This window comes from Streptomyces sp. NPDC047081, from assembly GCF_040643775.1.
Taxonomy (GTDB): Bacteria; Actinomycetota; Actinomycetes; order Streptomycetales; family Streptomycetaceae; genus Streptomyces.
In genome coordinates this window covers 236,888-259,756 of the sequence record NZ_JBEYUY010000001.1, presented here as the reverse complement: position 1 = coordinate 259,756, position 22,869 = coordinate 236,888, and the positions used below count along the sequence as shown (strand labels likewise).

Genomic DNA, 22,869 nt, shown 5'->3' with positions numbered 1-22,869 from the left:
ACACCCAAATCCGACAGGAACGATCACATACCGATCAGTAAGGAACATGGCGGCCTTGAGACTTGGATCACACTCGCGGCCGTGGGGCGCCGCTAACCTGGTCGCATGCCTCGCTATGAATACCGCTGCCGGACCTGCGGCGACACGTTCGAACTGAGCCGCCCCATGGCCGAGTCCTCCGACCCCGCCAACTGCCCTGCCGGGCATGGAGACACGGTGAAGCTGCTGTCCACCGTGGCGGTGGGAGGCACGGCCGACGCACCCGCCGCGGCACCGAAGGCCGGCGGCGGGTGCTGTGGTGGAGGGTGCTGCGGCTAGCGCGTCGCCTTCAGGAACTCCCTGATGATCCGCTCCCCCGCCAGCACTCCCCGCTCGGGCAGTGCCGTGAGCGCCGGGGCCGTCCACTCCGCGTCCGCCAGTTCGCCGTGGCCGGGGCGCCAGCCCCGGTCCGCCGCCAGGAGGAGGTCGGCGTCCAGCAGGGAGTCGCCGGCGGCCAGCGTGAGTTCGGCTCCCGTCCTGCGGGCCACCTCCCGCATCGCCGCGCTCTTCGTCAGCGGCTTCGGGACCGCGTAGATCTTGCGGCCCTGCAGGGACACCGTCCAGCCGCGGTTCTCCGCCCAGACCGCCAGCTCCTTGACCCACTCCTCCGGCAGCAGCTCGCGCTCCACGACCAGGTAGGCGAAGAGGTCCTCGGCGACCCGGTGCTTGCGCACCCACTCCGGGTCGGCCGTGGCCAGCAGGTGCTCGCGGATCTCGTCCAGCGGGGCGCACTGCTCGGCCAGACGGGTCGTGACCTGGGCGTGCCAGTCCAGGTCGGACACGCCGTCCACCATCAGATGGCCGCCGTTCGCGCAGATCGCGTACTTGGGGGCCGGGCCCGGCAGGTTGATGCGCTGGTACTGCTTACGGGTCCGGGTCGTCGTCGGCACGAAGACCGCCGCGTCGCCGAGGTCGGTCAGCAGCTGCGCCGCCGTCTCCGTCATGTACGACAGCGGCCTGCTCTCGTGCACCTCGACGCACAGCAGCCGCGGCGCCCGCGCGTCCGGCATGGTCAGCGCGAGGGCCGCCGCGGAGTAGATCAGCGTACGGTCGAGGTCGCTCGCCACCAGCACCGGCATCAGACGTTCACCGCCTTGCCGTCGGCACCCGTCGCACCGCGCGTGAAGCGGGGGTGGATCAACCCCACGCAGGTGTACGGCAGTTCGGCCACTTCCTCCACCGGTACGCCTCTCTGTTCGGCCAGCAGCTTCACATGGTCCAGGTCGGCGCCCGCCCCGGCCCGCGCCAGGATCTTCCACGGCACCCGGCGCAGCAGCACCCGCGTGGTCTCACCGACGCCCGGCTTGACGAGGTTCACGTCGTGGATGCCGTACTCCTCGCTGATCCGCTCGACGGCCGCCCAGCCCTCCCAGGTCGGCTCGCGGTCGCCGGACAGCAGCTCCTTGGCCTGCGCGTCGACCGCCTCGACGACCTCGGGGAAGCGGGCGGCGACGGCGTCCAGGAACTCCACGGAGACGTCGACGCCGGCGAGTTCGCGGTAGAACTTCGCGCCGTGGAAGTCGTGCGGGCCGACCAGGTCGGAGCGCAGGACGGTGCGTGAGATCAGGCCGGACACGGTGGAGTTGAGGCAGGCCGAGGGGATGAGGAAGTCCTCGCGGGTGCCGTACGTCCGCACGCACGAGCCCGGGTCGGCCAGTACCGCGATCTCCGGGTCGAAGCCGGTGACTCCGTCGGAGGCCTCGAACTCCTTGACGGCGTCGGCGAGTTCACGGGTGATCGCGCCCTTGCCGGTCCAGCCGTCCACGAACACGACGTCCCGCGGGTCGTGGTGGGCGGCCAGCCAGCGCAGCGCGTTGGCGTCGATACCGCGGCCGCGGACGATCGAGACGGCGTAGTGCGGCAGGTCGAGCCCGTGCCGGAACTGGGCCCAGCGGCGCATCAGGACGCCGACGGGGGTGCCGGCGCGGGCGAGGGAGACGAGGACGGGGCGCGGGGATCTCTCCGCGAGCACGAGTTCCGTGACGGCGCCGACCGCCTGCGCGAGGCGGGTCGCCGTCGTCTCCAGCGCCGCGTGGAACAACTCCTGGTACTGCTCGCTGGGTTGGTACTCCACCGGCAGCGACTCCGCGTAGTGCGCGCCGCCGCTCTGGATGGCCTCCTCCCGCTCCTCGGTCGGCGCCTCCAGGGTCACGTCCGAGAGATCCTGGAGCAGCCAGCCGACCTCTTCGGGGGCGTACGAGGAGAAGGCTGGGCCGCGGAGGGGCTCGGGCAGCATGGCGGGCCTTTCGGGGACGTACGACGGTATGACCGCCAGCAGGACGTGCGGGGTGTGGGCGGCCAGCTGGGCCAACAGGCCGTCCGGGGCGTGCAGTTCGGGGGTGTCCGCGGACGAGTCGACGACGGCTACGACCGCGTCGAAGTCGGCGCCGGCGACGTTGTACGCGTAGCGGGGGCCGGGGCCGTCGGCGGGGTTGTCGTGGGCCGGGAAGGTTATGCGGGTGCGTATCGCGTAACCGGGGTCGTCGACGGCCAGGACGGGTGAGCGGGTGGTGGTGGAGTAGGTGACCTCGGCGTCTGTTATCTGCTCCAGTTCGCGGGCCAGGCGGAGAGGGGCGTACATCAGCTCTTCGAAGCCGAGGATGTGTACGCGGTGGGCGTGTGGGGGGAGTGCCTCTGCCAGGCGGGCCGTCATGGCGGGGAGGGCGGTGTCCAGGCGTATTCGGTGGGCCGGGGTGAAACCGTGGCGGCCTCCGTCGGGGAGGTTTCGGGGCCACAGGAGGTCTAGGCGGTGCGTTGCCGGGTGCGGGTGTGTGGGGGCTTGTCGCGCAGTTCCCCGCGCCCCTGAAGGGGCGCTGCCCTCGAACCGCGCCACCAACTGTTGCCCCTTCTCCAGGACCCCCTCCGGCAGGCTTACGGTGCCCGAAGCCGCTGCCACCAAGTCCACCCTCGCGTTGATCTCGCGGGCGAACTCCTCCAGGCGGCCCGCGTCCGCCGCCGAGCGCATGTCCACCAGGGCGACCACCACGTACCGGCTGCGGGGATAGCGGGCGTGCAGGTCTCTGATCGTGTTCAGGATCGTGTTGCCTGTCGAGAACTCGTCGTCGACCAGGACCAGGGGGCCGTCGCCGGCCAGCAGGGCCGGGTTCTCCGGGAGCAGGAGGTGGGACGTGGCGTGGGAGTGGGACTCCTCGAAGCCGCCCGCTGCCGCCACGCCCGGTACCGGGCGGCGGGTGGAGTGCAGGTACGGGGCCAGGCCCACGCCGTCCGCGACCGCGTGGCCGAGGCCCGTCGCCGTCTCCGCGTAGCCGAGGACCACCGACCCGGCCGCCTCCCCGGTGCCCAGGAGGTCCCGGACCCTGCGGCCCAGGGCGAAGCCGTAGCCGTACACCACCGACGGGGACTGGGGTACGTGCTTGCCCAGGACGTTGGAGACGAGCAGGTGGGCCCGCTTGGGGTTGCGGCGCAGGGCCAGGCCCAGCAGGTCGGTCAGCTTCTGGTCGCCGACGAGCTCGACACCGAGCCGGTCGGCGACCCAACTGCCGGACCAGATCCCCTTGTTCACTGCGTTGATGATGTGCCCCAAAGTAGAGATTGTGCGGCTCAGCCGGGGATGCCCGCGGCGAGCAGGTCCACGAAGCTGACGTCCTCGCGGGCGACGCCGAACACCTCGGCCCGCAGCATGGTCCGCTCGGCCCAGGCGCGGTGCGGCTTCACCTCGTTCATCTTGTTCGTGTACGCCGACCTCAGCACGCCCCCGCCGCCCCGCTCGGGCCGCAGGATGTCCGCCGCGTCGCTGAACTCCTCGTGACTGACGACGGACAGCGCGTGCACGGGCAGGACGTGGGTGGGGTGGATGCAGGTCTTGCCCAGCAGACCGTTGGCCTGGTCGAGGGAGATCTCCCGCAGCAGGCCGTCCATTGCGTGCTCGATCAGTTTCTCTCGCAGTTCGACCGCCTGCCCCTCCAGGAAGGGGCTGGTGCGAAGGAGCGGCTTGAACATGCGCTCCGGGACGCGGAAGTACTCCCAGACCGGGCCGGTCACCGTGAATCCGGAGCCGTCGGCTCGGCCGAGCATGTTCACCACGTCGGCGATCACGGAGGCGATGATCTGGACGTCGTACGCCGTCATGTCGGGGGCCCGGCGCAGGCCGTACGAGGAGCAGAAGTCGGTCACGCCCAGTCGCAGCGCGAGCACGCGGGTGCGGTACTTCTCGACGGCGCGGGCGATGCCCTCCAGGGCCTCCACGCGCGACTCCCGGTACATCAGCTCGGGCGTCTCCAGGACCGGCATCCCGAACAGCCGGCGTCCGCTCGCCACCTCGGCGCCCGCGAGGGCCTCCAGGAAGGGGACGCCGCGCTCCTCGGTGAACTTCGGGAACACGAACCCGGACAGCAGCCGCACGGATGCGCCCAGGCGTCGTACGAGATCGGGGATCTGCTCGGGTGTGCGCACCCGGATGAACAGCAGCGGCACGCAGTCGCCCTCGCGCGCGGCGAGGTCGGCGAACTGGCGGACGAGGTTCTCCTCGCCCGCCACCACGTCCGCGTCGTCGATCGAGTCCTCCAGGCACAGCACCATCGAGACCACGCCGAGTCCCGCCTGCTTGACGATGTCGTCGGCGAGCCGCGGCCTGGTGGCCGGGCTGTAGAGCGTGGCGCCCAGGGCCGCGGAGAGCAGCCGGGCCGGGGAGTCCGCGTCGAACACGCACGGCTCCTGATGGAAGAGGCGCTGCCGCACCTCCGGGGCGATGTGCCCGAAATGACGCATAGAACTCCCCCGTGACGCAAGGTAAGCCTGTGGATTGGGTAACAGGTGGCCGGTAATAGTACGTACAAACCCATGTCAGGGGTTCCCACCGGGCATGAACTTCAGGTAACGCAGGACGTGAACAGCCATGTCGGCTGCGGTACCCCACGTTGTCGTGACCAGGACCGAGAGGGCAGGATGACCGCATGACGCACGCGATGCTGAAGGGGTCGAACGTCCCGCTCGAGGCCACGACGGTGCGGGCCGTGCTGCGCTGGACGCCCGGGCAGGGGGTTCCGGACGTCGACGCCTCCGCGCTGCTCCTCGGCCCCGACGGTCGTGTGCGCTCCGACGAGGACTTCGTCTTCTACAACCAGCCCCGGCATCCTTCCGGGAAGATCTGGTGGCTCGGCAAGAAGCGCCTCGCCGATGGTCCCACCGACACGATCCAGACGGATCTGGCCGGCGTCGAGTCTGATGTCAGCCGGATTCTGCTGGTCGCTTCGGCGGAGGACGTCACCTTCGACCGCGTACCGGGGCTGCGCATCCTGCTGTACGACGCCCGGATCGCCGAGGGCGAGCCGCTGATCACGTTCGACATCAAGCCGGAGACGGGCGGCGAGACGGCGCTGATCTGCGGCGAGCTCTACCGCCGCGGCGAGACGTGGAAGTTCCGCGCGCTGGGCGAGGGCTACACGGACGGCCTGAAGGGCCTGGCCACGGATTACGGCATCTCGGTGGACGAGTCGGAGGCGACGGGCGAGGCCGCGCCGGAGCTCTCCGCCCAGCCCCTCCCCCCGGAACAGCCGACCGCGGTACCCGCACAACCGGCCTACGGCTACCCCCAGGGCCCCCCGACGACCCAGCCGGCCTACGGCTACCCCCAGCCGGCGACGACAGCAGCGGCAGCCGCCCAGTCCGGCTACGGCTACCCGCCCCCGGTGACGACCCTCCCGGCCCCGGACGTCCGGCTCCCTCCTCAGGGGCCTCAGTTCATCCGACCTTGAGGGGCGCGGGGAACTGCGCGACAAGCCACGACGCACCCGCAGCCGCCGCACCACACAGCCCCCGAGCTCTCAGGCGACTACTTCTCCACCTTCGACTTGTAGCCCCGTCCCCACTGAAGTCCCCACCCGTACAACCGATCCAGCTCCGCCTGGAACCCGTACACGAACTTCACCTCGCGCCGGACCACCAGCTCGCCCTTCACGTTCTCGATCATCACCACCGCGCACGACCGCGCCTGCGGATGCCGTTCGTCCAGGTGGATCTCGATCCGCGGCCCGTTGCTCGGGTACAGCGTCACGATCGCGTGGGTCCGGTCGAACGCAGGTGTCTGGTCGTAGATGTACACGAACACCAGCAACCGCTTGATGTCGTCCCGGTGGTCGAGGTTGACGTACATCGTCTCGCCGGACGCCGACCCGAACCGGTCGTCGCCGCTGAGCTTGACGTACGGCGGCGCGTTCACGTCCCCGAAGTAGTTCCCGAGCGGCTGTACGACGCCTTTCGTGCCGTCTGTTAGCTCGTACAGGCACGCGAGGTCGAGGTCGACGTTGACCATGCTCTGGCTGTGCCCCATGACCTCCGGCGGCTTCAGCGCCTTGAAGGGGTGCCGCAGCAGCGACTCCCGCTGCGAGCCGCCTATGTCCGAAGTCCGCATCCGCCAGCTGAGGTTGACCCGCAGATGCCCGGTCGCCGCCCCCTGCTTGGTGAGCGAGACCTGGTTGTGCCGTTTGGTCAGCTCGATGGAGTTCGTGGCCGCGCTGCCGGAGTCGAAGTCGGCCGTGCGCGATCCCAGCAGACCGTCGAAGAAACCCATTCCCGCCCCCACGTATCCACGTATCCACCCAACCCAAAGACCGGCGGGGCGGCCGGAGGCCCGGCCGCCCCGCTCAGAGCGTTCCCTCACCCGCGGGTGCGTCACACTCCGGACGAGACCTCAGTCTTCTCGTCGGAGCCCGTCGCTTTTCCCTCGGCCGCCGCCAGTTTCTGGTTGCGGCGCACGGAGGACCAGAAGGACCAGCCGATCAGGACGACGCCGACGAGGCCGGTGATGACCTCGTTGATCTGGTACTGGATGGTGACCATGAGGATCACGGCCAGGGCGCCGATCGCGTAGTGGGCGCCGTGCTCCAGGTAGACGTAGTCGTCGAGGGTGCCCTGGCGCACCAGGTACACGGTCAGCGAACGGACGTACATCGCGCCGATGCCCAGACCCAGCGCCATCAGCACGATGTCGTTGGTGATGGCGAACGCGCCGATCACGCCGTCGAAGGAGAAGGACGCGTCCAGGACTTCCAGGTACAGGAACATGAAGAACGCGGCCTGGCCGGCGAGGACGATCGGTGGCTTCTTCTTGCCGGTGCGTTCGGCCTCTTCCTCCTCCTCGTGCTCCCGTTCCTCCTCCGCTTCTAGACGGTCCTCGAAGTAGCCGGAGAGACCGCCCACGACCATGTACGTGATCAGGCCGGCGATGCCGGAGATCAGCACCGTCTGTGCCTTGTCGGCATGTCCGCCGCCGTGCTGGTGGGCGTGGGTGGCGAAAGTGAAGGAGGTGATCAGCAGGACGATGAGCGAGATGCAGACCGACAGCATGTCGACCTTGCCGAGCTTGGCCAGCGGGCGCTCGATCCAGCGCAGCCACTGGATGTCCCGGTCCTCGAAGATGAAGTCGAGGAAGATCATCAGCAGGAACATGCCACCGAACGCGGCGATCGCCGGGTGGGCGTCGGTGACCAGCTCCTGGTAGCGGTCCTTGTTGTTCAGCGCGAGGTCGACGGCCTCGATGGGGCCCATCTTGGCGCTGATGGCGACGATGACGACCGGGAAGACCAGCCGCATGCCGAAGACGGCGATGAGGACACCGACGGTGAGGAAGATCTTCTGCCAGAAGGCGCTCATCTTCTTCAGGATTCCGGCGTTGACCACCGCGTTGTCGAACGACAGCGAGATCTCGAGGATGGAGAGGATCGCCACGATGCCGAAGGCCTCCCACCCCCCGTAGAGGACGGCCGCGGCCAGGCCGATCGCGGTAATCGCGAACGACCAGCCGAAGGTTTTCAGAAGCACTGGCTAACCCAATCCTCGGCGTACGGGTCCCCCCGTGCCGCACTCGGCTTTACGAAACGTTGACTCCGAAGTCTAGAGCGATGCCCCGCAGCCCCGACGCGTACCCCTGGCCGACCGCGCGGAACTTCCATTCGCCCTGGTAGCGGTAGACCTCGCCGAAGATCATCGCGGTCTCCGTGGACGCGTCCTCGCTGAGGTCGTAGCGGGCGAGTTCCTGGCCGTCGGCCTGGTTGACGACGCGGATGAAGGCGTTGCTCACCTGACCGAAGGTCTGGCTGCGCTCGTCGGCCATGTGGATCGAGACCGGGAAGACGATCTTCTCGCAGTGGGCCGGCACCTTGGCCAGGTCGACCAGGATCGACTCGTCGTCGCCCTCGCCCTCACCGGTGAGGTTGTCGCCGGTGTGCTCCACCGAGCCTTCCGGGCTCTTGAGCTGGTTGTAGAAGACGAAGTACTCGTCGCCCAGGACCCGGTTGCCCGCGCCGCACAGCAGGGCGCTGGCGTCGAGGTCGAACGGGGCCCCGGTGGTGGAGCGAGCGTCCCAGCCGAGCCCGACCATCACCTGAGTGAGGTTGGGTGCGGCCTTGGACAGGGAGACGTTGCCCCCCTTGGCGAGCGTGACGCCCATGATGCTGGTCCTCCCCGAGATGGTGCTTCTTTGGTTGTCGTGCGCTCCCCCCGGCGGGGGCACCCCCGGGGCGCCGCACGCGGGCGGTGCGGCGCCGGGGACGAGACCAGCCGGTCTCAGACGTTCACGCCGAAGTCCTGGGCGATGCCGCGCAGGCCCGAGGCGTAGCCCTGGCCGATGGCGCGGAACTTCCACTCCGCGCCGTGCCGGTACAGCTCGCCGAAGACCATGGCGGTCTCCGTCGAGGCGTCCTCGCTCAGGTCGTAGCGGGCGATCTCGGTGCCGCCGGCCTGGTTCACCACGCGGATGAACGCGTTGCGGACCTGGCCGAAGGACTGCTGGCGGTTCTCGGCGTCGTAGATCGAGACCGGGAAGACGATCTTCTCGATGTCGGCCGGGACGCCCGCGAGGTTGACCTTGATGACCTCGTCGTCGCCTTCGCCCTCACCGGTGAGGTTGTCGCCGGTGTGCTCGACCGAGCCGTCGGGGCTCTTGAGGTTGTTGAAGAAGACGAAGTTCTGGTCGTTGCTGACCTTGCCGGACGAGTCCAGCAGCAGGGCGCTGGCGTCCAGGTCGAAGTCGGTGCCGGTCGTCGTGCGGACGTCCCAGCCGAGACCGACGAGCACCGCGGTCAGGCCCGGGGCCTCCTTGGTCAGCGATACGTTGCCGCCCTTGCTGAGGCTGACTCCCACGAGTCCTCCATTGGTTTAGGGGCGGGGAGCCCCGCCGTGCTTCTGATACCGGATCAACGATTCGATCCTAGTGACGGGTTCCCGGCCCTCGCAGGCCCTGGGGACCAACAATCACAGGGTGTCGAGCGCCTTCACGTACTCGTTCAGGTCACGGGCGTCCGGCAGCGCGTTCACGACGGTCCAGCGCACCACGCCGTCCTTGTCGATGACGAAGGTGCCGCGCACCGCGCAGCCCTTGTCCTCGGCGAAGACGCCGTAGGCACGGGAGACCTCGCCGTGCGGCCAGAAGTCGCTGAGCAGCGGGTATTCGAGGCCCTCCTGCTCGGCGAAGACGCGCAGGGTGTGGATGGAGTCGTTGGAGACGGCGAGCACCTGGGTGTCGCGGTCGGAGAACTGCGGCAGGTTGTCGCGCACCTCGCACAGCTCACCGGTGCACACGCCGGTGAAGGCGAAGGGGTAGAAGAGCAGGACGACGTTCTTGCTGCCACGGAACTCGGAGAGCTTCACGGTGGCGCCGTGGTTGTCCTTGAGCTCGAAGTCGGGGGCCTTTTCGCCGACCTGGATCGCCATCGCGGATACGTCCCTTTCGGTGGGGCTGTTCGGGTGGTGGCACCAACCCTACGCAGCGATCACCGAAAGCCGGCGGACGGGCCGGGCACACCGCCCGGCCCGTCCGGCGAGGCTACTTCTTGGACTTGGCCGCCTTGGGCGTCACCAGCCGGCTGCCGCTCCAGTCCTTGCCCACGCTGACGCTCTTGGAGGCGGACAGCCCCGCAGTCGTCGCGGCTTCGGAGATGTCGCTCGGCTCGACGTATCCGTCACGCCCGGTCTTCGGCGTGAGGAGCAGGATCGACCCGCCTTCCTCGATGTACGTGGTGGCGTCCACCAGCGCATCGGTCAGGTCGCCGTCGTCGTCGCGGAACCAGAGCACCACGGCATCGGCGACGTCGTCGTAGTCCTCGTCCACCAGGTCACTGCCGATGACTTCCTCAATGGCCTCGCGGAGTTCCTGGTCTACGTCGTCGTCGTAGCCGATCTCCTGGACCACCTGCTCGGGCTGGAACCCCAGCCTCACGGCAGGGCTCGTCTCCGCGTGGTCCGCGGTCGCGCTCACGGGTTGCCTCCTGATCTTGTATTTGGGTATCTCTCAGCCACGCGCGTGCGCGAAGCATTGGCCGTAGTCCACACGGGCGGGGCGGATCGCGCAAGTACCCGGCCGTTCAGACCGCCGAAACGGTGACGTTCCTGGCCGTGTCACCGCAACTCCAGGCACGCCGTCCGCGCGGCAAGTGACCTACACCACACCTTTCTGCCCCCTTTGTGGCATTGGGAACCCGGGGGAGCTGACGCAGGTCTCGGTTACCTCTCAGTAGAGATGACGTTTGCTTCCCCGAGGTACACGATGGGGAACGGTGCAGGCATACCGAAAAGCAGCTCGAAGCAGAGCTCACAGCAGCCCTCTGACAGGTAAGGAACAGCGTGGCTTCCGGATCCGATCGCAACCCGATCATCATTGGCGGCCTTCCGAGTCAGGTTCCTGACTTCGATCCCGAGGAGACCCAGGAGTGGCTCGACTCCCTCGACGCCGCCGTCGACGAGCGCGGCCGTGAGCGGGCCCGCTACCTGATGCTGCGGCTGATCGAGCGGGCCCGCGAGAAGCGTGTGGCCGTGCCCGAGATGCGCAGCACGGACTACGTGAACACGATCCCGACCAAGGCCGAGCCGTTCTTCCCGGGCAACGAGGAGATCGAGCGCAAGGTCCTGAACGCGACCCGCTGGAACGCCGCGGTGATGGTCTCCCGCGCCCAGCGCCCCGGCATCGGCGTCGGCGGCCACATCGCCACCTTCGCCTCCTCCGCGTCCCTCTACGACGTGGGCTTCAACCACTTCTTCCGCGGCAAGGACGACGGTCTCGGCGGCGACCAGGTCTTCTTCCAGGGCCACGCCTCCCCGGGCATCTACGCGCGCGCGTTCCTGCTGGACCGGCTGACCGAGGAGAACCTCGACGGGTTCCGCCAGGAGAAGTCGAAGGCGCCCAACGGCCTGTCCTCGTACCCGCACCCGCGGCTGATGCCGGACTTCTGGGAGTTCCCGACGGTGTCGATGGGCCTCGGCCCGATCGGCGCGATCTACCAGGCGCGGATGAACCGCTACATGCACGCGCGCGGGATCGCGGACACGAGCAAGTCGCATGTGTGGGCGTTCCTCGGCGACGGCGAGATGGACGAGCCGGAGTCGCTCGGCCAGCTGACCATCGCCGCCCGTGAGGGCCTGGACAACCTGACCTTCGTCGTCAACTGCAACCTGCAGCGCCTGGACGGCCCGGTGCGCGGCAACGGCAAGGTCATCCAGGAGCTGGAGTCCGTCTTCCGCGGCGCCGGCTGGAACGTGATCAAGCTGATCTGGGACCGCTCCTGGGACCCGCTGCTGGCCCAGGACCGCGACGGCATCCTGGTCAACCGGATGAACACGACGCCGGACGGCCAGTACCAGACGTACGCCACCGAGTCCGGCGCCTACATCCGTGAGCACTTCTTCGGCGACGACCAGCGGCTGCGCGCGATGGTCGAGAACATGACCGACGACCAGATCCTGCACCTGGGGCGCGGCGGTCACGACCACCGGAAGATCTACGCGGCGTTCAAGGCGGCCACCGAGCACACCGGCCAGCCGACCGTCATCCTCGCCAAGACGATCAAGGGCTGGACGCTGGGCCCGAACTTCGAGGGCCGCAACGCCACGCACCAGATGAAGAAGCTGACGGTCGACGACCTCAAGGGCTTCCGCGACCGACTGCACCTGCCGATCTCCGACAAGGAGCTGGAGAGCGGGCTTCCGCCGTACTACCACCCGGGGCGGAACTCCGAGGAGATCCAGTACATGCACGACATGCGCAAGGGGCTGGGTGGTTACGTCCCGACCCGCGTCGTGCGCTCCAAGCCGCTGCCGCTGCCGGACGACAAGACGTACGCGACCGTGAAGAAGGGCTCGGGTCACCAGTCCATCGCGACGACCATGGCCTTCGTCCGGCTCCTCAAGGACCTCATGCGGGACAAGGAGATCGGCAAGCGGTTCGTGCTGATCGCGCCGGACGAGTACCGCACCTTCGGCATGGACTCCTTCTTCCCGAGCGCGAAGATCTACAACCCGCTCGGCCAGCAGTACGAGTCCGTCGACCGCGACCTGCTGCTCGCGTACAAGGAGTCGCCGACCGGGCAGATGCTGCACGACGGCATCTCCGAGGCGGGCTGCACGGCCTCCCTGATCGCGGCGGGTTCGGCGTACGCGACGCACGGCGAGCCGCTCATCCCGGTGTACGTCTTCTACTCGATGTTCGGTTTCCAGCGCACCGGCGACCAGTTCTGGCAGATGTCGGACCAGCTGGCGCGCGGTTTCGTGCTGGGTGCGACCGCCGGACGTACGACCCTGACCGGTGAGGGCCTGCAGCACGCCGACGGCCACTCGCAGCTGCTCGCCTCGACGAACCCGGGCTGTGTCGCCTACGACCCGGCGTACTCGTACGAGATCGCGCACATCGTGCAGGACGGTCTGCGGCGGATGTACGGCGGTGACGCCGAGCACCCGCACGGCGAGGACGTCTTCTACTACCTGACCGTCTACAACGAGCCGATCCAGCACCCGGCCGAGCCGGAGAACGTGGACGCCGAGGGCATCGTCAGGGGTATCCACCGGCTCGCCGAGGGCACCTCGGGCTCGGTCCCGGCGCAGATCATCGCGTCCGGTGTCGCGGTGCCGTGGGCGATCGAGGCGCAGAAGATCCTCGCCGAGGAGTGGAACGTACGCGCCGACGTGTGGTCGGCGACCTCCTGGAACGAGCTGCGGCGCGACGCGGTGGCCGTGGAGGAGCACAACCTGCTGCATCCGGAGGAGGAGCAGCGGGTGCCATACGTGACGCGGAAGCTGTCGGGTGCGCAGGGTCCGTTCGTGGCGGTGTCCGACTGGATGCGGGCGGTGCCGGACCAGATCGCGCGCTGGGTGCCGGGGACCTACCAGTCGCTGGGCGCCGACGGGTTCGGGTTCGCGGACACCCGGGGTGCGGCGCGGCGGTTCTTCCACATCGACGCCCAGTCGATCGTGGTGGCCGTGCTGACCGAGCTGGCGAAGGAGGGGAAGGTGGACCGCTCGGCACTGAAGCAGGCCATCGACCGCTACCAGCTGCTGGACGTGTCGGCCGCGGATCCGGGGGCGGCCGGCGGAGACGCGTAACCGCCAGGTCCCGCCCGTTCCCTACGATGCGGGCATGAAGCAACAAACGGCTCAGGGGCGTTGGGAGCAGCTCACCCAACGCCCCTTGCTGGCGCTCGCGGTGGCTTTCGCCGTCGCGTATGCCGTGCCGATCGTGGACAACTCCGCGGGTCACCGGCTGACGTACGCGTGCACGGTGGTGGAGTGGGTGGTGTGGGCGACCTTCGCCACCGACTATGTGGTGCGGGTGGGGCTGGCCCGGCGCCGCAAGGAGTTCGTCCGGACGCACTGGATGGACCTGTGCGCGGTGGTGCTGCCGATCCTCCAGCCGCTGCGGCTGCTGCGGATGGTGTCCACGCTCATACTCGTGGGCCGACGGGCCCGCATGGCCTCGCAGATCCAGCTGACGACGTATGTCGCGGGGGCCGTCGTCGGTCTGCTGATGTTCGGCTCGCTGGCCGTGCTGTCGGCCGAACGCGACTCCCCGGACGGGAACATCCGCACGCTGGGTGACGCCCTGTGGTGGTCCTTCACCACGATGACGACCGTGGGGTACGGGGACCACGCGCCGACCACCGGTCTGGGCCGGATGGTCGCGGTCGGGCTGATGCTCTCCGGGATCGCGCTGCTCGGTGTGATCACCGCGAACATCGCCGCCTGGTTCATCGCCCGGTTCGAGAAGGACGACGTCGAGGAACGCCGTCAGACGGAGGCCATCGAGGCACTGACCGCGGAGGTGCGTGCGCTGCGGGCCGAGGTCGCCGAACTGCGCGAGGTGTCGGGCAGGACCTGAGTCAGAACTGCCACATGAGCGCCGCGACGGTGTCGATCACGCCCAGGACCAGGGCGATGAGGGCCGGCACCGGGCGGGCTCCCGCCCAGCGGCGTCCCATGGCCAGCCAGCCGCAGACGATCGCCACCGGGCCCAGGATGATGCCCAGTACGAAGAGGCCCGCGACGGCGCACACGGCTCCGACGATGCCGAGTGTCGCGCGATCCTGCCCTGCCCGTGACCACGTCCGGCCACGTGACCGGGGGTGCCTGCGCGTTCCGTGTCCGAAGCCCGCCATCATCAACTCCCTGGTCCCCGGGGTGTGTTCGGGGTGCTGAGAGTGCGGGTACCCCGCGTGCGCGGCTTAATCACCGGGCGCGCGGCGCGCTGTCCCCCTCCGGCAGCGCGCCGCAGCGCCGGTCCGCCCTCTCCGGAGGGCTTGACTAACTGTGACCTGCGGCGCGTGCCGGGAGCGAGCGATCTTTAGCCTCTTCACCCTGATAGGCGAAGTCCCTGAAATTTCCGGGGAATTCGGCGGCCCAGGGGTGACCGGTCGGGCGGCTCAGATGTGACCGACGCCCGCGCCCGCCTCGGCGTTGGCGCCGCGCTTGGTGAGCAGGGCGACGAAGACGGCCACCACCGCGACTCCGCAGGCGACGAGGGAGGCGAGGCTCATACCCGAGATGAAGGTGTCGTGCGCGACGTCCGTGATCTTCGCGGCGATCGCCTGCGGCGTGCCCTTGGCGACCGGCGCGACACCGACCTGGACCGCCTCGGAGGCCTGGTCCAGCTGGGCCGGGGTGAGCGCCGGCAGACCCGCGTCCTTCCAGTTGCCCGCGAGGTCGCCGTCCACCTTGGAGGCCATGACCGCGCCCAGCACGGCCGTACCGAGGCTGCCGCCGATCTGCATCGCCGCCTGCTGGAGGCCGCCGGCGACGCCGGAGAGCTCCATCGGCGCGTTGCCGACGATGACCTCGGTGGCGCCGACCATGACCGGCGCGAGGCCGAGGCCGAGCAGGGCGAACCAGAGGGACATGACCGCGCTGCCGGTGTCCGTGTCCAGCGTGGACATCCCGAACATGGCGATCGCGACGGACGCCATGCCGCCGGCCAGCGGGATGCGCGGGCCGAGCTTGGTGATCATGGCCCCGGCGAGCGGGGAGCCGACGATCATCATCCCGGTGAGCGGGAGCAGATGGAGCCCGGCGTCGATCGGCTTCATACCGTGCACGTTCTGCAGGTAGAACGTCACGAAGAACAGGCCGCCCATGAACGCGATGGCCATCAGGACCATCAGCACGACACCCGCGGACAGCGGGACCGAGCGGAACAGGCCGAGCGGGATCAGCGGCTCCTTGACCTTCGTCTCCCAGAAGGAGAAGAGGGCGAAGCCGAGGACCGAGGCGGCCAGGAACGCCCAGGTCTTCCCGTCGCCCCAGCCCCAGGCGGGAGCCTTGATCAGGGCCCAGACCAGGCAGAACATCGCGGCGGAGAGCAGGGCGATGCCCAGCACGTCGAAGGAGCGCGGCGCGTTCTCCGCGCGGTGGTCGAGCAGGATCAGCAGGCCCAGGAGCAGGGCGATCGCGCCGACCGGGACGTTGATGAAGAACACCGACTGCCAGTTGACGTGCTCCACGAGCACGCCGCCGAGGATCGGGCCGCCCGCGGTGGAGGCGCCGATGACCATGCCCCAGATACCGATGGCCATGTTCAGCTTCTCGGCCGGGAAGGTGGCCCGCAGCAGGCCGAGCGCGGCCGGCATCAGCAGGGCGCCGAACAGGCCCTGCAGCACGCGGAAGGTGACGACCGCGGCGATGGAACTTGACAGCCCGATCGCGCCCGAGGCGGCGGCGAAGCCGGTGACGCCGATCAGGAAGGTCTGGCGGTGGCCGAAGCGGTCGCCGAGCTTGCCCGCGGTGATCAGGGAGACCGCGAGGGCCAGGAAGTAACCGTTGGTGATCCACTGGACGTCGGCGAAGCTCGCCTTGAGGTCCTTCTGGATGGCCGGGTTGGCGATGGCCACGATGGTGCCGTCGAGGGCCACCATCATGACGCCCACGGCGACGGTTATGAGGGTGAACCAGGGATGGCCGCGCAGCCCGGAGGACGGCGACCCGTCCGACGGGGCTTCCGGCGCCTTGCCGCCCCCCGACCCCGTCGTGTCGATGGTCTGACTAGTCATGCGATCGAGGCTAATGTCAGCCGCTGACAGTTGACAAACCAATTCACAAGACAGTAACTGACGCCTATGGAAACGCTGCGCGAACGCAAGAAACAGCGCACCCGGGACGCCCTGCTGAGGGCCGCCGTCGAGCTGTTCACCACGCGCGGGTACGAGGGCACGACCGTCGACGACATCGCCGAGGCCGTCGAGGTCTCGCAGCGCACCTTCTTCCGCTACTTCGCCGGCAAGGAGGAGGCCGCGCTCGCCCTGCAGGAGCTGGTGGTGGCGCGGTTCGTGGAGGCGGTGCGCGGGCGGCCGGCCGCGGAGGCGCCCCTGGAGGCGCTGCGGCAGGCGGTGCTGCAGGGCTGGGAGACCCTCAACGAGGTGATCGAGGCCGTCGTACCGGTGGAGACGTATCTGCGCATGTACCGGGTGATCGAGTCGACCCCGGTGCTGCTCGCGGCGCATCTGCGGCGGGACCTGGAGGCCGAGGACGCCCTCGCGCGGGTGCTCGCCGAGCGGGAGGGGCTGGAGGTCGACGCCGATCCGCGGCCGCGGCTGGCGGTGGCGGTGTTCGGCGGGGTGATGCGGGTGACCGAGCGGGCGTGGAGCACGGGCGAGGACTTCAGCCTGGAGGCGATGCGCGAGCTGACGATCTCGTACCTCGAACAGGTGGGTCCGGCACTCACGGAGAACTGGCGGACACGCTGAGACACACTGAGGTCATCGCCACGTTTATCGAAACGTGATACCCGTCACTCGGCTCACGCGAGACCCGCTCGTTCTCCTAGTGTGTCCTCCCAGTGACTTCCTTCGACACCTCCCCGCAACTGAACGTCTGGCGCGCGCTGCTCGCTCTGGCCGTCGTCTTCGTGATGCTGGCGACCACCGGCTGGACGGCCCTGCGCACCCACCGGAGCAGCACTCCGCTGCAAGCCTCCATCTCCTCCTGGGACCATGGCCGCCTGCACGGGCACCGGCTGCCGGACGCCGACGCGACCCCCGCGCGTCTGTCCCGTTTCTTCGCCTCGCTCACCGTCCAGGAGCGCGCCGAGCTCGCCCGCCGCTACCCACTCGCGGTCGGCAACATGAACGGCGCCCCGGTCGCCCTGCGCTACCGGGCCAACAAGCTCGCGCTCGCCGCGCAGCGCAAGGTCGAGCTCAAGCGCATGCACGATCCGCGCCTGTCGCCCTCCGGGCAGCAGGAGGCGGGCCGCCGTATGCACCGCTACGAGTCCCTGATGCACGAGGGCCGGCACATCCTGGCCTTCGACCCCGAGGGCACGGGCCGGGTCGCCGAGGTGTTCGGCAGCCTGCAGCACGCCGAGCGTGTGTCGGTGATCGTGCCCGGCGTCGACACCGACCTGCTCACCTTCCAGAAGACCAACCGCATGTACACGGCGCCGGTCGGCATGGCCAAGTCGCTGTACGCGGCCGAGAAGGCGGCGAGCCCCTCGACCCGTACGGCCGTGATCGCCTGGGCCGACTACACGGCTCCGGCCGGCCTCGGCATCGACTCGGCGACCGCGATGCGCGCGCAGGACGGCGCGGTCCGGCTGAACGCGCTGCTGCGCGCCCTTCCCGGCAAGGCACCCGTCTCCCTCTTCTGCCACAGCTACGGCTCCGTGGTGTGCGGGGTCGCCGCGCACACGCTGCCGGGCCGGGTGGCCGACATAGCGGTGGCCGCGAGCCCCGGCATGCGGGTGTCCAAGGCCGCAAGCCTGCACACCGGCGCGCGGGTGTGGGCGATGCGGGACGCCACGGACTGGATCCAGGACGTGCCGTACATGGAGGTCGGCGGGCTGGGCCACGGCGCGGACCCGGTGTCGCGGGCGTTCGGTGCGCGGGTGCTGTCCGCGGAGGGGGCGAAGGGACACGCGGGCTATTTCGAGCCCGGCACGGCAAGTCTGCTGAACTTCGCGGACATCGGTGTTGGCGCGTACCAGTCGGTCGTGTGTGAGCACGAGGATCAGGTGTGCCGCGCGGGTTTGTCCGGCGCGGCCGCGGCCGGACGCGCGTAGCGCCGCAGGAACTGCGGTCTGCGCGGGGTGGCGACGAAGGAGCGGGTCACGCATACGATGAGCCGCATGGGTGACGTACTGGCCGGATTTCATGCCGCCTGGGAGTTCGAGTCCGACTCCGTGCTCATCCGTTACGAACGGGGAATGCGAACACCCAAGCTCTTCCAGGCACTTGGTGAGCGTCGTGTTCCTCTTGAGGCGATCTCGGGGGTGACGCTGACCCCGGGCAGGCGCGGCACGGTCGTACTGCGGGCCGAACTGCGCGCCGGCGCCGATCCGTTGCTGGAAGCGGCTGCGGGGCAGCTGAAGGAAGGGTGCGATCCGTACCGGCTGGTGCTGCCGGCCGAGAAGGAGACACTCGCCGAGTACTACGCCGACGAGCTGAAGTCCATGCTGAGCGACGGCTCGGCTGCGGCGGACGGTTTCCTGGTGACCGCGCCCGAGGCGCCGCGGCAGTTCAAGGCGTACGACGCGAAGGCGTCCTTCGACGGCAATACGGTCGCCTTCCGGTGGTTCTGGACGGGCGCGTCGTCGGCGAAGTGGAAGGCCGGCGACCAGAGCTTCCCGGTCGCGGAGCTGGCGGGGGTGGAATGGCGCTCGCCCGAGGTCTTCGAGGGTCATCTACGGCTGCTGCGACGCGACGGGGTGGCGGCGCCGGCCCAGCCGGACCAGGATCCGGCGGCGGTGGTGTTCGGGCTGGGATACGGGCCGGTGCACGAGTCGCTGCCGTTCGCGGCGGCGGTGCTGGAGGCGGTACGCAGCAGCGGAACCGCGGCAGCGGTGCCCTCCGGGCCGGTGCGGCGGGATCCTGCTGACGTCGCCGAGAGGATCCGTCACCTGGGGGAACTGCATCAGGCCGGGCTGGTGACGGATGAGGAGTTCTCGGCGAAGAAAGCGGAACTGTTGGCTGAGCTCTGAGGTGCGTGGTCGGGTGCCGACCGTGGTGGGTTGCTCGCGCCCGCGCGGCGGAGCCGCATATCGATACGGCCCCGCGCCCCTAGGTGGGTCTACTCGCGGCCCGCCGAGGAGAACCGCATATCGGCGTATCGATCGCCCGCCACCTTCGACGCGATCGGCTCCAGGGCCGCCAGTTCGTCCTCCGTCAGTACGATCCTTGCCGCCGCCGTGTTCTCCTCCACGCGGGTCGGCTTACGGGTGCCGGGGATCGGGATCACCGGAAGGCCGTGGACCGTCGCCTGCTGCTGGACCCAAGCCAGGGCGATCTGGCCCAGGGACGCGCCGTGGGCCTCGGCCACCGTGCGGATGGGGTCCAGGAGGGTCAGGTTCGCGGCCGCGTTCTCGCCGGTGAAGCGGGGCTGCTGGCGGCGGAAGTCGTCGGCGCCGAGATCCGTGTCGGCGTTGGCGAAGGACCCGGTGAGGAAGCCACGCCCGAGCGGGGAGTACGGCACCAGGGCCACGCCCAGCTCGCGCGCGGCCGGCACGACCCGCGCCTCGATGTCCCGGCTGAACAGCGACCACTCCGACTGCACGGCGGCGATCGGGTGCACGCCCTGCGCGGCCCGCAGCTCGTCCGCGGTGACCTCGCTGAGCCCGAGGTGCTTGACCTTGCCCTCGCGGACCAGCTCGGCCATGACGCCGACGGTCTCCTCGATCGGCACGTTCACATCGCGCCGGTGCATGTAGTAGAGGTCGATCACGTCGACGTCGAGGCGCTTCAGGCTCGCCTCGACGGCCTGGCGGATGTACGGCCCGTCGTTGCGGATGACCCGGCGGGTGGGCTCGCCCGGCGGGATCGACAGGGCGAACTTGGTCGCGATGACGACCTGGTCGCGGTTGGCCTTGAAGAACGGCGACAGGAACTTCTCGTTCTCCCCCTGGCCGTACGCGTCCGCCGTGTCGTAGAGCGTGACGCCGAGCTCCAGCGCCCGCTCCAGCGTGGCCCGCGACTCCTTCGCGTCGGAGGGGCCGTAGGCGAAGCTCATGCCCATGCAGCCGAGCCCCTGGACGCCGACCTCGGGGCCGGTCTCGCCGAGTCGGGCGGTCGGGATGCTGCTGTCCGTCATCGGACCTTCTCCCCCTCATAGGTACGGACGCGCTCGGCGTCCGCGTAGAAACTGATCTTCCGGTCGAGCACCGCGAGGGTGTCCTGCAGCTCGGCGATCCGGGCCAGGACGTCCCGGCGGGTCGCTTCGAGCAGCTCGAACCGCTGTCCGTAGGTGTGGTCGCCCTCGCGCACCAGCTCGGCGTAGCGCACCATGTCGGCGACCGGCATGCCGGTGAGCCGGAGCTTGCCGACGAGGTCCAGCCAGTCCAGGTCGCGGTTGCTGTAGCGGCGCTGACCTGTGTGCGAGCGGTCCACGTGCGGCATGAGCCCGATCCGCTCGTACCAGCGGAGGGTGTGCGCGGTCAGCCCGGTGAAGGCGACGACCTCGCTGATCGTGTAGCTGTCCTGGCCTTCCGGGCGCCGGTGGGGGTGGGGCGGGGCACCGCAGGCGTCGGTCCTGGTGGGGGTGGTCTCCATCACCGTCATGCCTCAACGCTATGGCCTTGGAGTGCACTCCAAGCAAGCGGAACCCGTAAGAAATAGGCACAGCAGAAATCGGCACGACATCGCGCGGTGACGGTCGCTAGCGTGCGGGCCATGAGTCTCGTACGACGTGCGGTGCCGGAGGACGCGCCCGAGGTACTGCGGCTGCGCCAGGTGATGATCGACTCGATGCCGGGGTCGGACGGTTCCACAGGATGGCACGAGGAGTCGCTGCCCGGCCTGCGGGAGCGGCTGGGCGAGGCGGACGGGGACTTCGCGGCGTTCGTGGTCGACCATCCGGAGCGGCCGGGGGCGCTCGGGGCGCTGGTGGTGGGGACGGTCGACTACCGGATCGGCAAGGCGGGCAACCCGCGCGGGCTGGCGGGTTACGTCTTCAGCGTCGCGACCGACCCGGAGGCGCGGCGCCGCGGGTACGCGCGCGCGTGCATGGAGGAGTTGCTCGTCTGGTTCCGCGAGCGGGGCGCCGGGCAGGTCATGCTCACGGCCTCCGCGGAGGCGGAGCCGCTGTACGCGTCCCTCGGCTTCGCCCACAAGCCGGACCCCACGATGATTCTGAGGCTCTGAGCCGCATAGGCTCGACGGCATGTCGCTGAAGAGCCTCGCGCTGATCGAGAACTGGCCGGTTCCCACCGCCGCGGCGGGCGCGGTGCGCGCCGACGGCACGGCCCTGGGCACCCACGGGCCGGCAGACCACCGCTTCCCGCTGGCCTCGGTGACCAAGCCGCTCGCCGCGTACGCCGCGCTCGTCGCGTACGAGGAGGGGGCGATCGAACTCGACGAGCCGGCCGGCCCGCCGGGGTCGACAGTGCGCCACCTGCTGGCCCACACGTCCGGCCTGGCCTTCGACGAACACAAGGTGACGGCTCCTCCCGGCCAGCGCCGCCTGTACTCCAACGCCGGTTTCGAGCAGCTCGGCGACCACATCGCGAAGGCGACGGACATTCCCTTCGCCGAGTACCTCCGGCAGGCGGTCCTGGCCCCGCTGGGCATGACGTCCACGTCCCTGGCGGGCTCCCCCGCGAAGGACGGCGTCTCGACGGTGTCCGACCTGCTCCTCTTCGCGGCGGAGGTCCAGCAGCCGCGCCTGCTGGATCCGCGGACGGTCGCCGCCGCAATGACGGTCCAGTACCCCGGCACGAAGGGCGTCCTGCCGGGCTACGGCCACCAGAACCCCAACGACTGGGGCCTCGGCTTCGAGATCCGCGACTCCAAGTCCCCCCACTGGACGGGCAGTTCCTCCTCCCCGCGCACCTTCGGTCACTTCGGCCAGTCGGGTACGTTCCTGTGGCTCGACCCGGACGCGGGCCTGGCGTGCGTGGCCCTGACGGACCGCGCCTTCGGGCCGTGGGCGGTCGAGGTGTGGCCGGCGTTCACGGACGCGGTGCTGGCCGAGATCGGCTAGACCGCCGCCATCTCCCACACCAGCACCTCAGCCGCCGTCACCCCCACCGCCTCCAGGTCCTTCGCGTCGGTGATCCTCGCCGCGTCGCCCGGCCCCAACTCCCACCCCTCCAGCCGGACTTCGCCGCGCACCACATGGACGTACACGTACGGTCCGTCCGGTACCGCCGTCCGCTCCCCCGCGCCCAGGCGGCGTACGTGCAGCATCGCGCCCGCCTCCGGGACCGCGTACGGGGTGGAGTCCGCGATGCCGTGGACGATCTCGTACGACGGGTCGCCGCCCGGCTTCAGCGGGGCCAGCCACATCTGGACGAAGGTCAACGGGGTGTCCGCGTCGTTGCGTTCGACGTGGCGGACGCCCGCCGCCGCGCTCAGGCGCTGGACGTCGCCCGGGCGGACCCTCGTCTCGTGGCCCGCCGAGTCGCGGTGGGTGAGCTCGCCCTCCACCACCCACGTCACGATCTCCGTGTGGCTGTGCGGATGCTCGTCGAACCCCGCGCCCGGCGCGAGCCGCTCCTCGTTGCAGGCGATCACCGCGCCGAAGCGGAGATTGTCCGGGTCGTAGTGCGGACCGAAGGAGAAGGCGTGGTACGAGTCGATGCCTGCCGCGGGGTCGCCGCCCCGGTAGCGCTCAGCGGCGCGCCGTACGTCCATCACG

At 69.6% G+C, this 22,869-nt stretch carries 23 protein-coding genes; 9 read left to right on the top strand and 14 right to left on the bottom strand.

Going from position 1 to position 22,869, the window contains the following annotated elements; genetic code table 11:
* The first annotated feature begins 105 nt into the window (after positions 1-105).
* Complete coding sequence (locus ABZ848_RS01200) at positions 106-318, top strand: zinc ribbon domain-containing protein (protein ID WP_360823262.1); 213 nt, start codon at positions 106-108, stop codon at positions 316-318.
* Here ABZ848_RS01200 and ABZ848_RS01195 read toward each other — a convergent pair.
* From ABZ848_RS01195 to ABZ848_RS01185, 3 genes are read right to left on the bottom strand one after another with little or no spacing between them, the layout of a single operon-like run.
* A complete protein-coding gene (locus ABZ848_RS01195; RefSeq protein ID WP_360823259.1) occupies positions 315-1,118 on the bottom strand; it encodes an HAD family hydrolase in 804 nt (267 codons plus the stop codon). The genes ABZ848_RS01200 and ABZ848_RS01195 overlap by 4 nt on opposite strands.
* Positions 1,118-3,574, bottom strand: coding sequence for a phosphoribosyltransferase (locus ABZ848_RS01190; protein WP_360824302.1), 2,457 nt, complete (start codon positions 3,572-3,574; stop codon positions 1,118-1,120). Before ABZ848_RS01190 ends, ABZ848_RS01195 begins: the two co-directional genes overlap by 1 nt.
* 26 nt (positions 3,575-3,600) lie before the next feature.
* Complete coding sequence (locus ABZ848_RS01185; RefSeq protein WP_360823256.1) at positions 3,601-4,767, bottom strand: HpcH/HpaI aldolase/citrate lyase family protein; 1,167 nt, start codon at positions 4,765-4,767, stop codon at positions 3,601-3,603.
* A 185-nt stretch (positions 4,768-4,952) separates the two neighbouring features.
* Between ABZ848_RS01185 and ABZ848_RS01180 the strand changes: the two genes are divergently transcribed.
* The gene (locus ABZ848_RS01180; RefSeq protein WP_360823253.1) at positions 4,953-5,753 is read left to right on the top strand and encodes a TerD family protein; all 801 of its coding nucleotides are present in this window, start codon (positions 4,953-4,955) and stop codon (positions 5,751-5,753) included.
* Between the two features lie 77 nt (positions 5,754-5,830).
* On the opposite strand, the gene ABZ848_RS01175 is transcribed toward ABZ848_RS01180, so the two are convergent.
* The 6 genes from ABZ848_RS01175 to ABZ848_RS01150 form a co-directional block, all read right to left on the bottom strand.
* Positions 5,831-6,568, bottom strand: a complete 738-nt coding sequence (locus tag ABZ848_RS01175; protein WP_360823250.1) for a Tellurium resistance — start codon at positions 6,566-6,568, stop codon at positions 5,831-5,833.
* Between the two features lie 101 nt (positions 6,569-6,669).
* Positions 6,670-7,818: a DUF475 domain-containing protein gene (locus ABZ848_RS01170; RefSeq protein WP_360823247.1), complete on the bottom strand. Its 1,149-nt coding sequence runs from the start codon at positions 7,816-7,818 to the stop codon at positions 6,670-6,672.
* A 49-nt stretch (positions 7,819-7,867) separates the two neighbouring features.
* A complete protein-coding gene (locus tag ABZ848_RS01165; RefSeq protein WP_360823245.1) occupies positions 7,868-8,446 on the bottom strand; it encodes a TerD family protein in 579 nt (192 codons plus the stop codon).
* A gap of 116 nt (positions 8,447-8,562) precedes the next feature.
* Positions 8,563-9,138: a TerD family protein gene (locus ABZ848_RS01160; RefSeq protein WP_242760480.1), complete on the bottom strand. Its 576-nt coding sequence runs from the start codon at positions 9,136-9,138 to the stop codon at positions 8,563-8,565.
* Between the two features lie 111 nt (positions 9,139-9,249).
* Positions 9,250-9,708, bottom strand: coding sequence for a peroxiredoxin (locus ABZ848_RS01155; protein WP_360823241.1), 459 nt, complete (start codon positions 9,706-9,708; stop codon positions 9,250-9,252).
* 112 nt (positions 9,709-9,820) lie between these two features.
* Positions 9,821-10,252, bottom strand: a complete 432-nt coding sequence (locus ABZ848_RS01150) for a DUF3052 domain-containing protein (RefSeq protein WP_133041255.1) — start codon at positions 10,250-10,252, stop codon at positions 9,821-9,823.
* 365 nt (positions 10,253-10,617) lie between these two features.
* Here ABZ848_RS01150 and aceE point away from each other — a divergent pair, with 365 nt between their 5' ends.
* Positions 10,618-13,365, top strand: coding sequence for a pyruvate dehydrogenase (acetyl-transferring), homodimeric type (gene aceE, locus ABZ848_RS01145; RefSeq protein ID WP_360823237.1), 2,748 nt, complete (start codon positions 10,618-10,620; stop codon positions 13,363-13,365).
* A 34-nt stretch (positions 13,366-13,399) separates the two neighbouring features.
* A complete protein-coding gene (locus ABZ848_RS01140) occupies positions 13,400-14,137 on the top strand; it encodes a potassium channel family protein (RefSeq protein WP_242760468.1) in 738 nt (245 codons plus the stop codon).
* Between the two features lies 1 nt (position 14,138).
* On the opposite strand, the gene ABZ848_RS01135 is transcribed toward ABZ848_RS01140, so the two are convergent.
* Positions 14,139-14,417: a small hydrophobic protein gene (locus tag ABZ848_RS01135; RefSeq protein ID WP_360823233.1), complete on the bottom strand. Its 279-nt coding sequence runs from the start codon at positions 14,415-14,417 to the stop codon at positions 14,139-14,141.
* A 261-nt stretch (positions 14,418-14,678) separates the two neighbouring features.
* Entirely contained in the window at positions 14,679-16,298 is a 1,620-nt protein-coding gene (locus ABZ848_RS01130; RefSeq protein WP_360823230.1) for an MFS transporter, read from the bottom strand.
* A gap of 66 nt (positions 16,299-16,364) precedes the next feature.
* Between ABZ848_RS01130 and ABZ848_RS01125 the strand changes: the two genes are divergently transcribed.
* From ABZ848_RS01125 to ABZ848_RS01115, 3 genes are all read left to right on the top strand, one after another.
* On the top strand, positions 16,365-16,991 hold the full coding sequence (locus ABZ848_RS01125) for a TetR family transcriptional regulator (RefSeq protein ID WP_360823227.1): 627 nt from the start codon (positions 16,365-16,367) through the stop codon (positions 16,989-16,991).
* Positions 16,992-17,083: 92 nt separating this feature from the next.
* On the top strand, positions 17,084-18,301 hold the full coding sequence (locus tag ABZ848_RS01120) for an alpha/beta hydrolase (RefSeq protein ID WP_360823224.1): 1,218 nt from the start codon (positions 17,084-17,086) through the stop codon (positions 18,299-18,301).
* Between the two features lie 57 nt (positions 18,302-18,358).
* Positions 18,359-19,219 carry a DUF4429 domain-containing protein gene (locus ABZ848_RS01115; protein ID WP_360823221.1) on the top strand — a complete coding sequence of 287 codons (861 nt, stop codon included), beginning with the start codon at positions 18,359-18,361 and terminating at the stop codon, positions 19,217-19,219.
* Positions 19,220-19,308: 89 nt separating this feature from the next.
* Here ABZ848_RS01115 and ABZ848_RS01110 read toward each other — a convergent pair whose 3' ends face one another.
* Positions 19,309-20,325, bottom strand: coding sequence for an aldo/keto reductase (locus ABZ848_RS01110; protein WP_360823219.1), 1,017 nt, complete (start codon positions 20,323-20,325; stop codon positions 19,309-19,311).
* Positions 20,322-20,792 (bottom strand): MerR family transcriptional regulator, encoded by a 471-nt coding sequence (locus ABZ848_RS01105; protein WP_360823216.1) that lies wholly within the window; start codon positions 20,790-20,792, stop codon positions 20,322-20,324. Before ABZ848_RS01105 ends, ABZ848_RS01110 begins: the two co-directional genes overlap by 4 nt.
* Positions 20,793-20,903: 111 nt before the next feature.
* Between ABZ848_RS01105 and ABZ848_RS01100 the strand changes: the two genes are divergently transcribed.
* Together ABZ848_RS01100 and ABZ848_RS01095 are read left to right on the top strand one after the other, a co-directional pair.
* Positions 20,904-21,374 (top strand): GNAT family N-acetyltransferase, encoded by a 471-nt coding sequence (locus tag ABZ848_RS01100; protein WP_360823213.1) that lies wholly within the window; start codon positions 20,904-20,906, stop codon positions 21,372-21,374.
* A gap of 19 nt (positions 21,375-21,393) precedes the next feature.
* Positions 21,394-22,212: a serine hydrolase domain-containing protein gene (locus tag ABZ848_RS01095; RefSeq protein ID WP_360823211.1), complete on the top strand. Its 819-nt coding sequence runs from the start codon at positions 21,394-21,396 to the stop codon at positions 22,210-22,212.
* Here the strand turns inward: ABZ848_RS01095 and ABZ848_RS01090 are convergent.
* On the bottom strand, positions 22,209-22,865 hold the full coding sequence (locus ABZ848_RS01090) for a pirin family protein (RefSeq protein ID WP_360824299.1): 657 nt from the start codon (positions 22,863-22,865) through the stop codon (positions 22,209-22,211). The two genes, ABZ848_RS01095 and ABZ848_RS01090, sit on opposite strands and share 4 nt — an antisense overlap.
* Positions 22,866-22,869: the final 4 nt, after the last annotated feature.

Excerpts from the sequence above, each read along its gene's own strand:
- ABZ848_RS01200 (WP_360823262.1), top strand. The coding sequence starts at position 106 with ATGCCTCGCTATGAATACCGCTGCCGGACCTGCGGCGACACGTTCGAA.
- ABZ848_RS01195 (WP_360823259.1), bottom strand. The coding sequence starts at position 1,118 with ATGCCGGTGCTGGTGGCGAGCGACCTCGACCGTACGCTGATCTACTCC.
- ABZ848_RS01185 (WP_360823256.1), bottom strand. The coding sequence starts at position 4,767 with ATGCGTCATTTCGGGCACATCGCCCCGGAGGTGCGGCAGCGCCTCTTC.
- ABZ848_RS01180 (WP_360823253.1), top strand. The coding sequence starts at position 4,953 with ATGACGCACGCGATGCTGAAGGGGTCGAACGTCCCGCTCGAGGCCACG.
- ABZ848_RS01175 (WP_360823250.1), bottom strand. The coding sequence starts at position 6,568 with ATGGGTTTCTTCGACGGTCTGCTGGGATCGCGCACGGCCGACTTCGAC.
- ABZ848_RS01165 (WP_360823245.1), bottom strand. The coding sequence starts at position 8,446 with ATGGGCGTCACGCTCGCCAAGGGGGGCAACGTCTCCCTGTCCAAGGCC.
- ABZ848_RS01155 (WP_360823241.1), bottom strand. The coding sequence starts at position 9,708 with ATGGCGATCCAGGTCGGCGAAAAGGCCCCCGACTTCGAGCTCAAGGAC.
- ABZ848_RS01140 (WP_242760468.1), top strand. The coding sequence starts at position 13,400 with ATGAAGCAACAAACGGCTCAGGGGCGTTGGGAGCAGCTCACCCAACGC.
- ABZ848_RS01135 (WP_360823233.1), bottom strand. The coding sequence starts at position 14,417 with ATGATGGCGGGCTTCGGACACGGAACGCGCAGGCACCCCCGGTCACGT.
- ABZ848_RS01130 (WP_360823230.1), bottom strand. The coding sequence starts at position 16,298 with ATGACTAGTCAGACCATCGACACGACGGGGTCGGGGGGCGGCAAGGCG.
- ABZ848_RS01125 (WP_360823227.1), top strand. The coding sequence starts at position 16,365 with ATGGAAACGCTGCGCGAACGCAAGAAACAGCGCACCCGGGACGCCCTG.
- ABZ848_RS01115 (WP_360823221.1), top strand. The coding sequence starts at position 18,359 with ATGAGCCGCATGGGTGACGTACTGGCCGGATTTCATGCCGCCTGGGAG.
- ABZ848_RS01110 (WP_360823219.1), bottom strand. The coding sequence starts at position 20,325 with ATGACGGACAGCAGCATCCCGACCGCCCGACTCGGCGAGACCGGCCCC.
- ABZ848_RS01105 (WP_360823216.1), bottom strand. The coding sequence starts at position 20,792 with ATGACGGTGATGGAGACCACCCCCACCAGGACCGACGCCTGCGGTGCC.
- ABZ848_RS01100 (WP_360823213.1), top strand. The coding sequence starts at position 20,904 with ATGAGTCTCGTACGACGTGCGGTGCCGGAGGACGCGCCCGAGGTACTG.
- ABZ848_RS01095 (WP_360823211.1), top strand. The coding sequence starts at position 21,394 with ATGTCGCTGAAGAGCCTCGCGCTGATCGAGAACTGGCCGGTTCCCACC.
- ABZ848_RS01090 (WP_360824299.1), bottom strand. The coding sequence starts at position 22,865 with ATGGACGTACGGCGCGCCGCTGAGCGCTACCGGGGCGGCGACCCCGCG.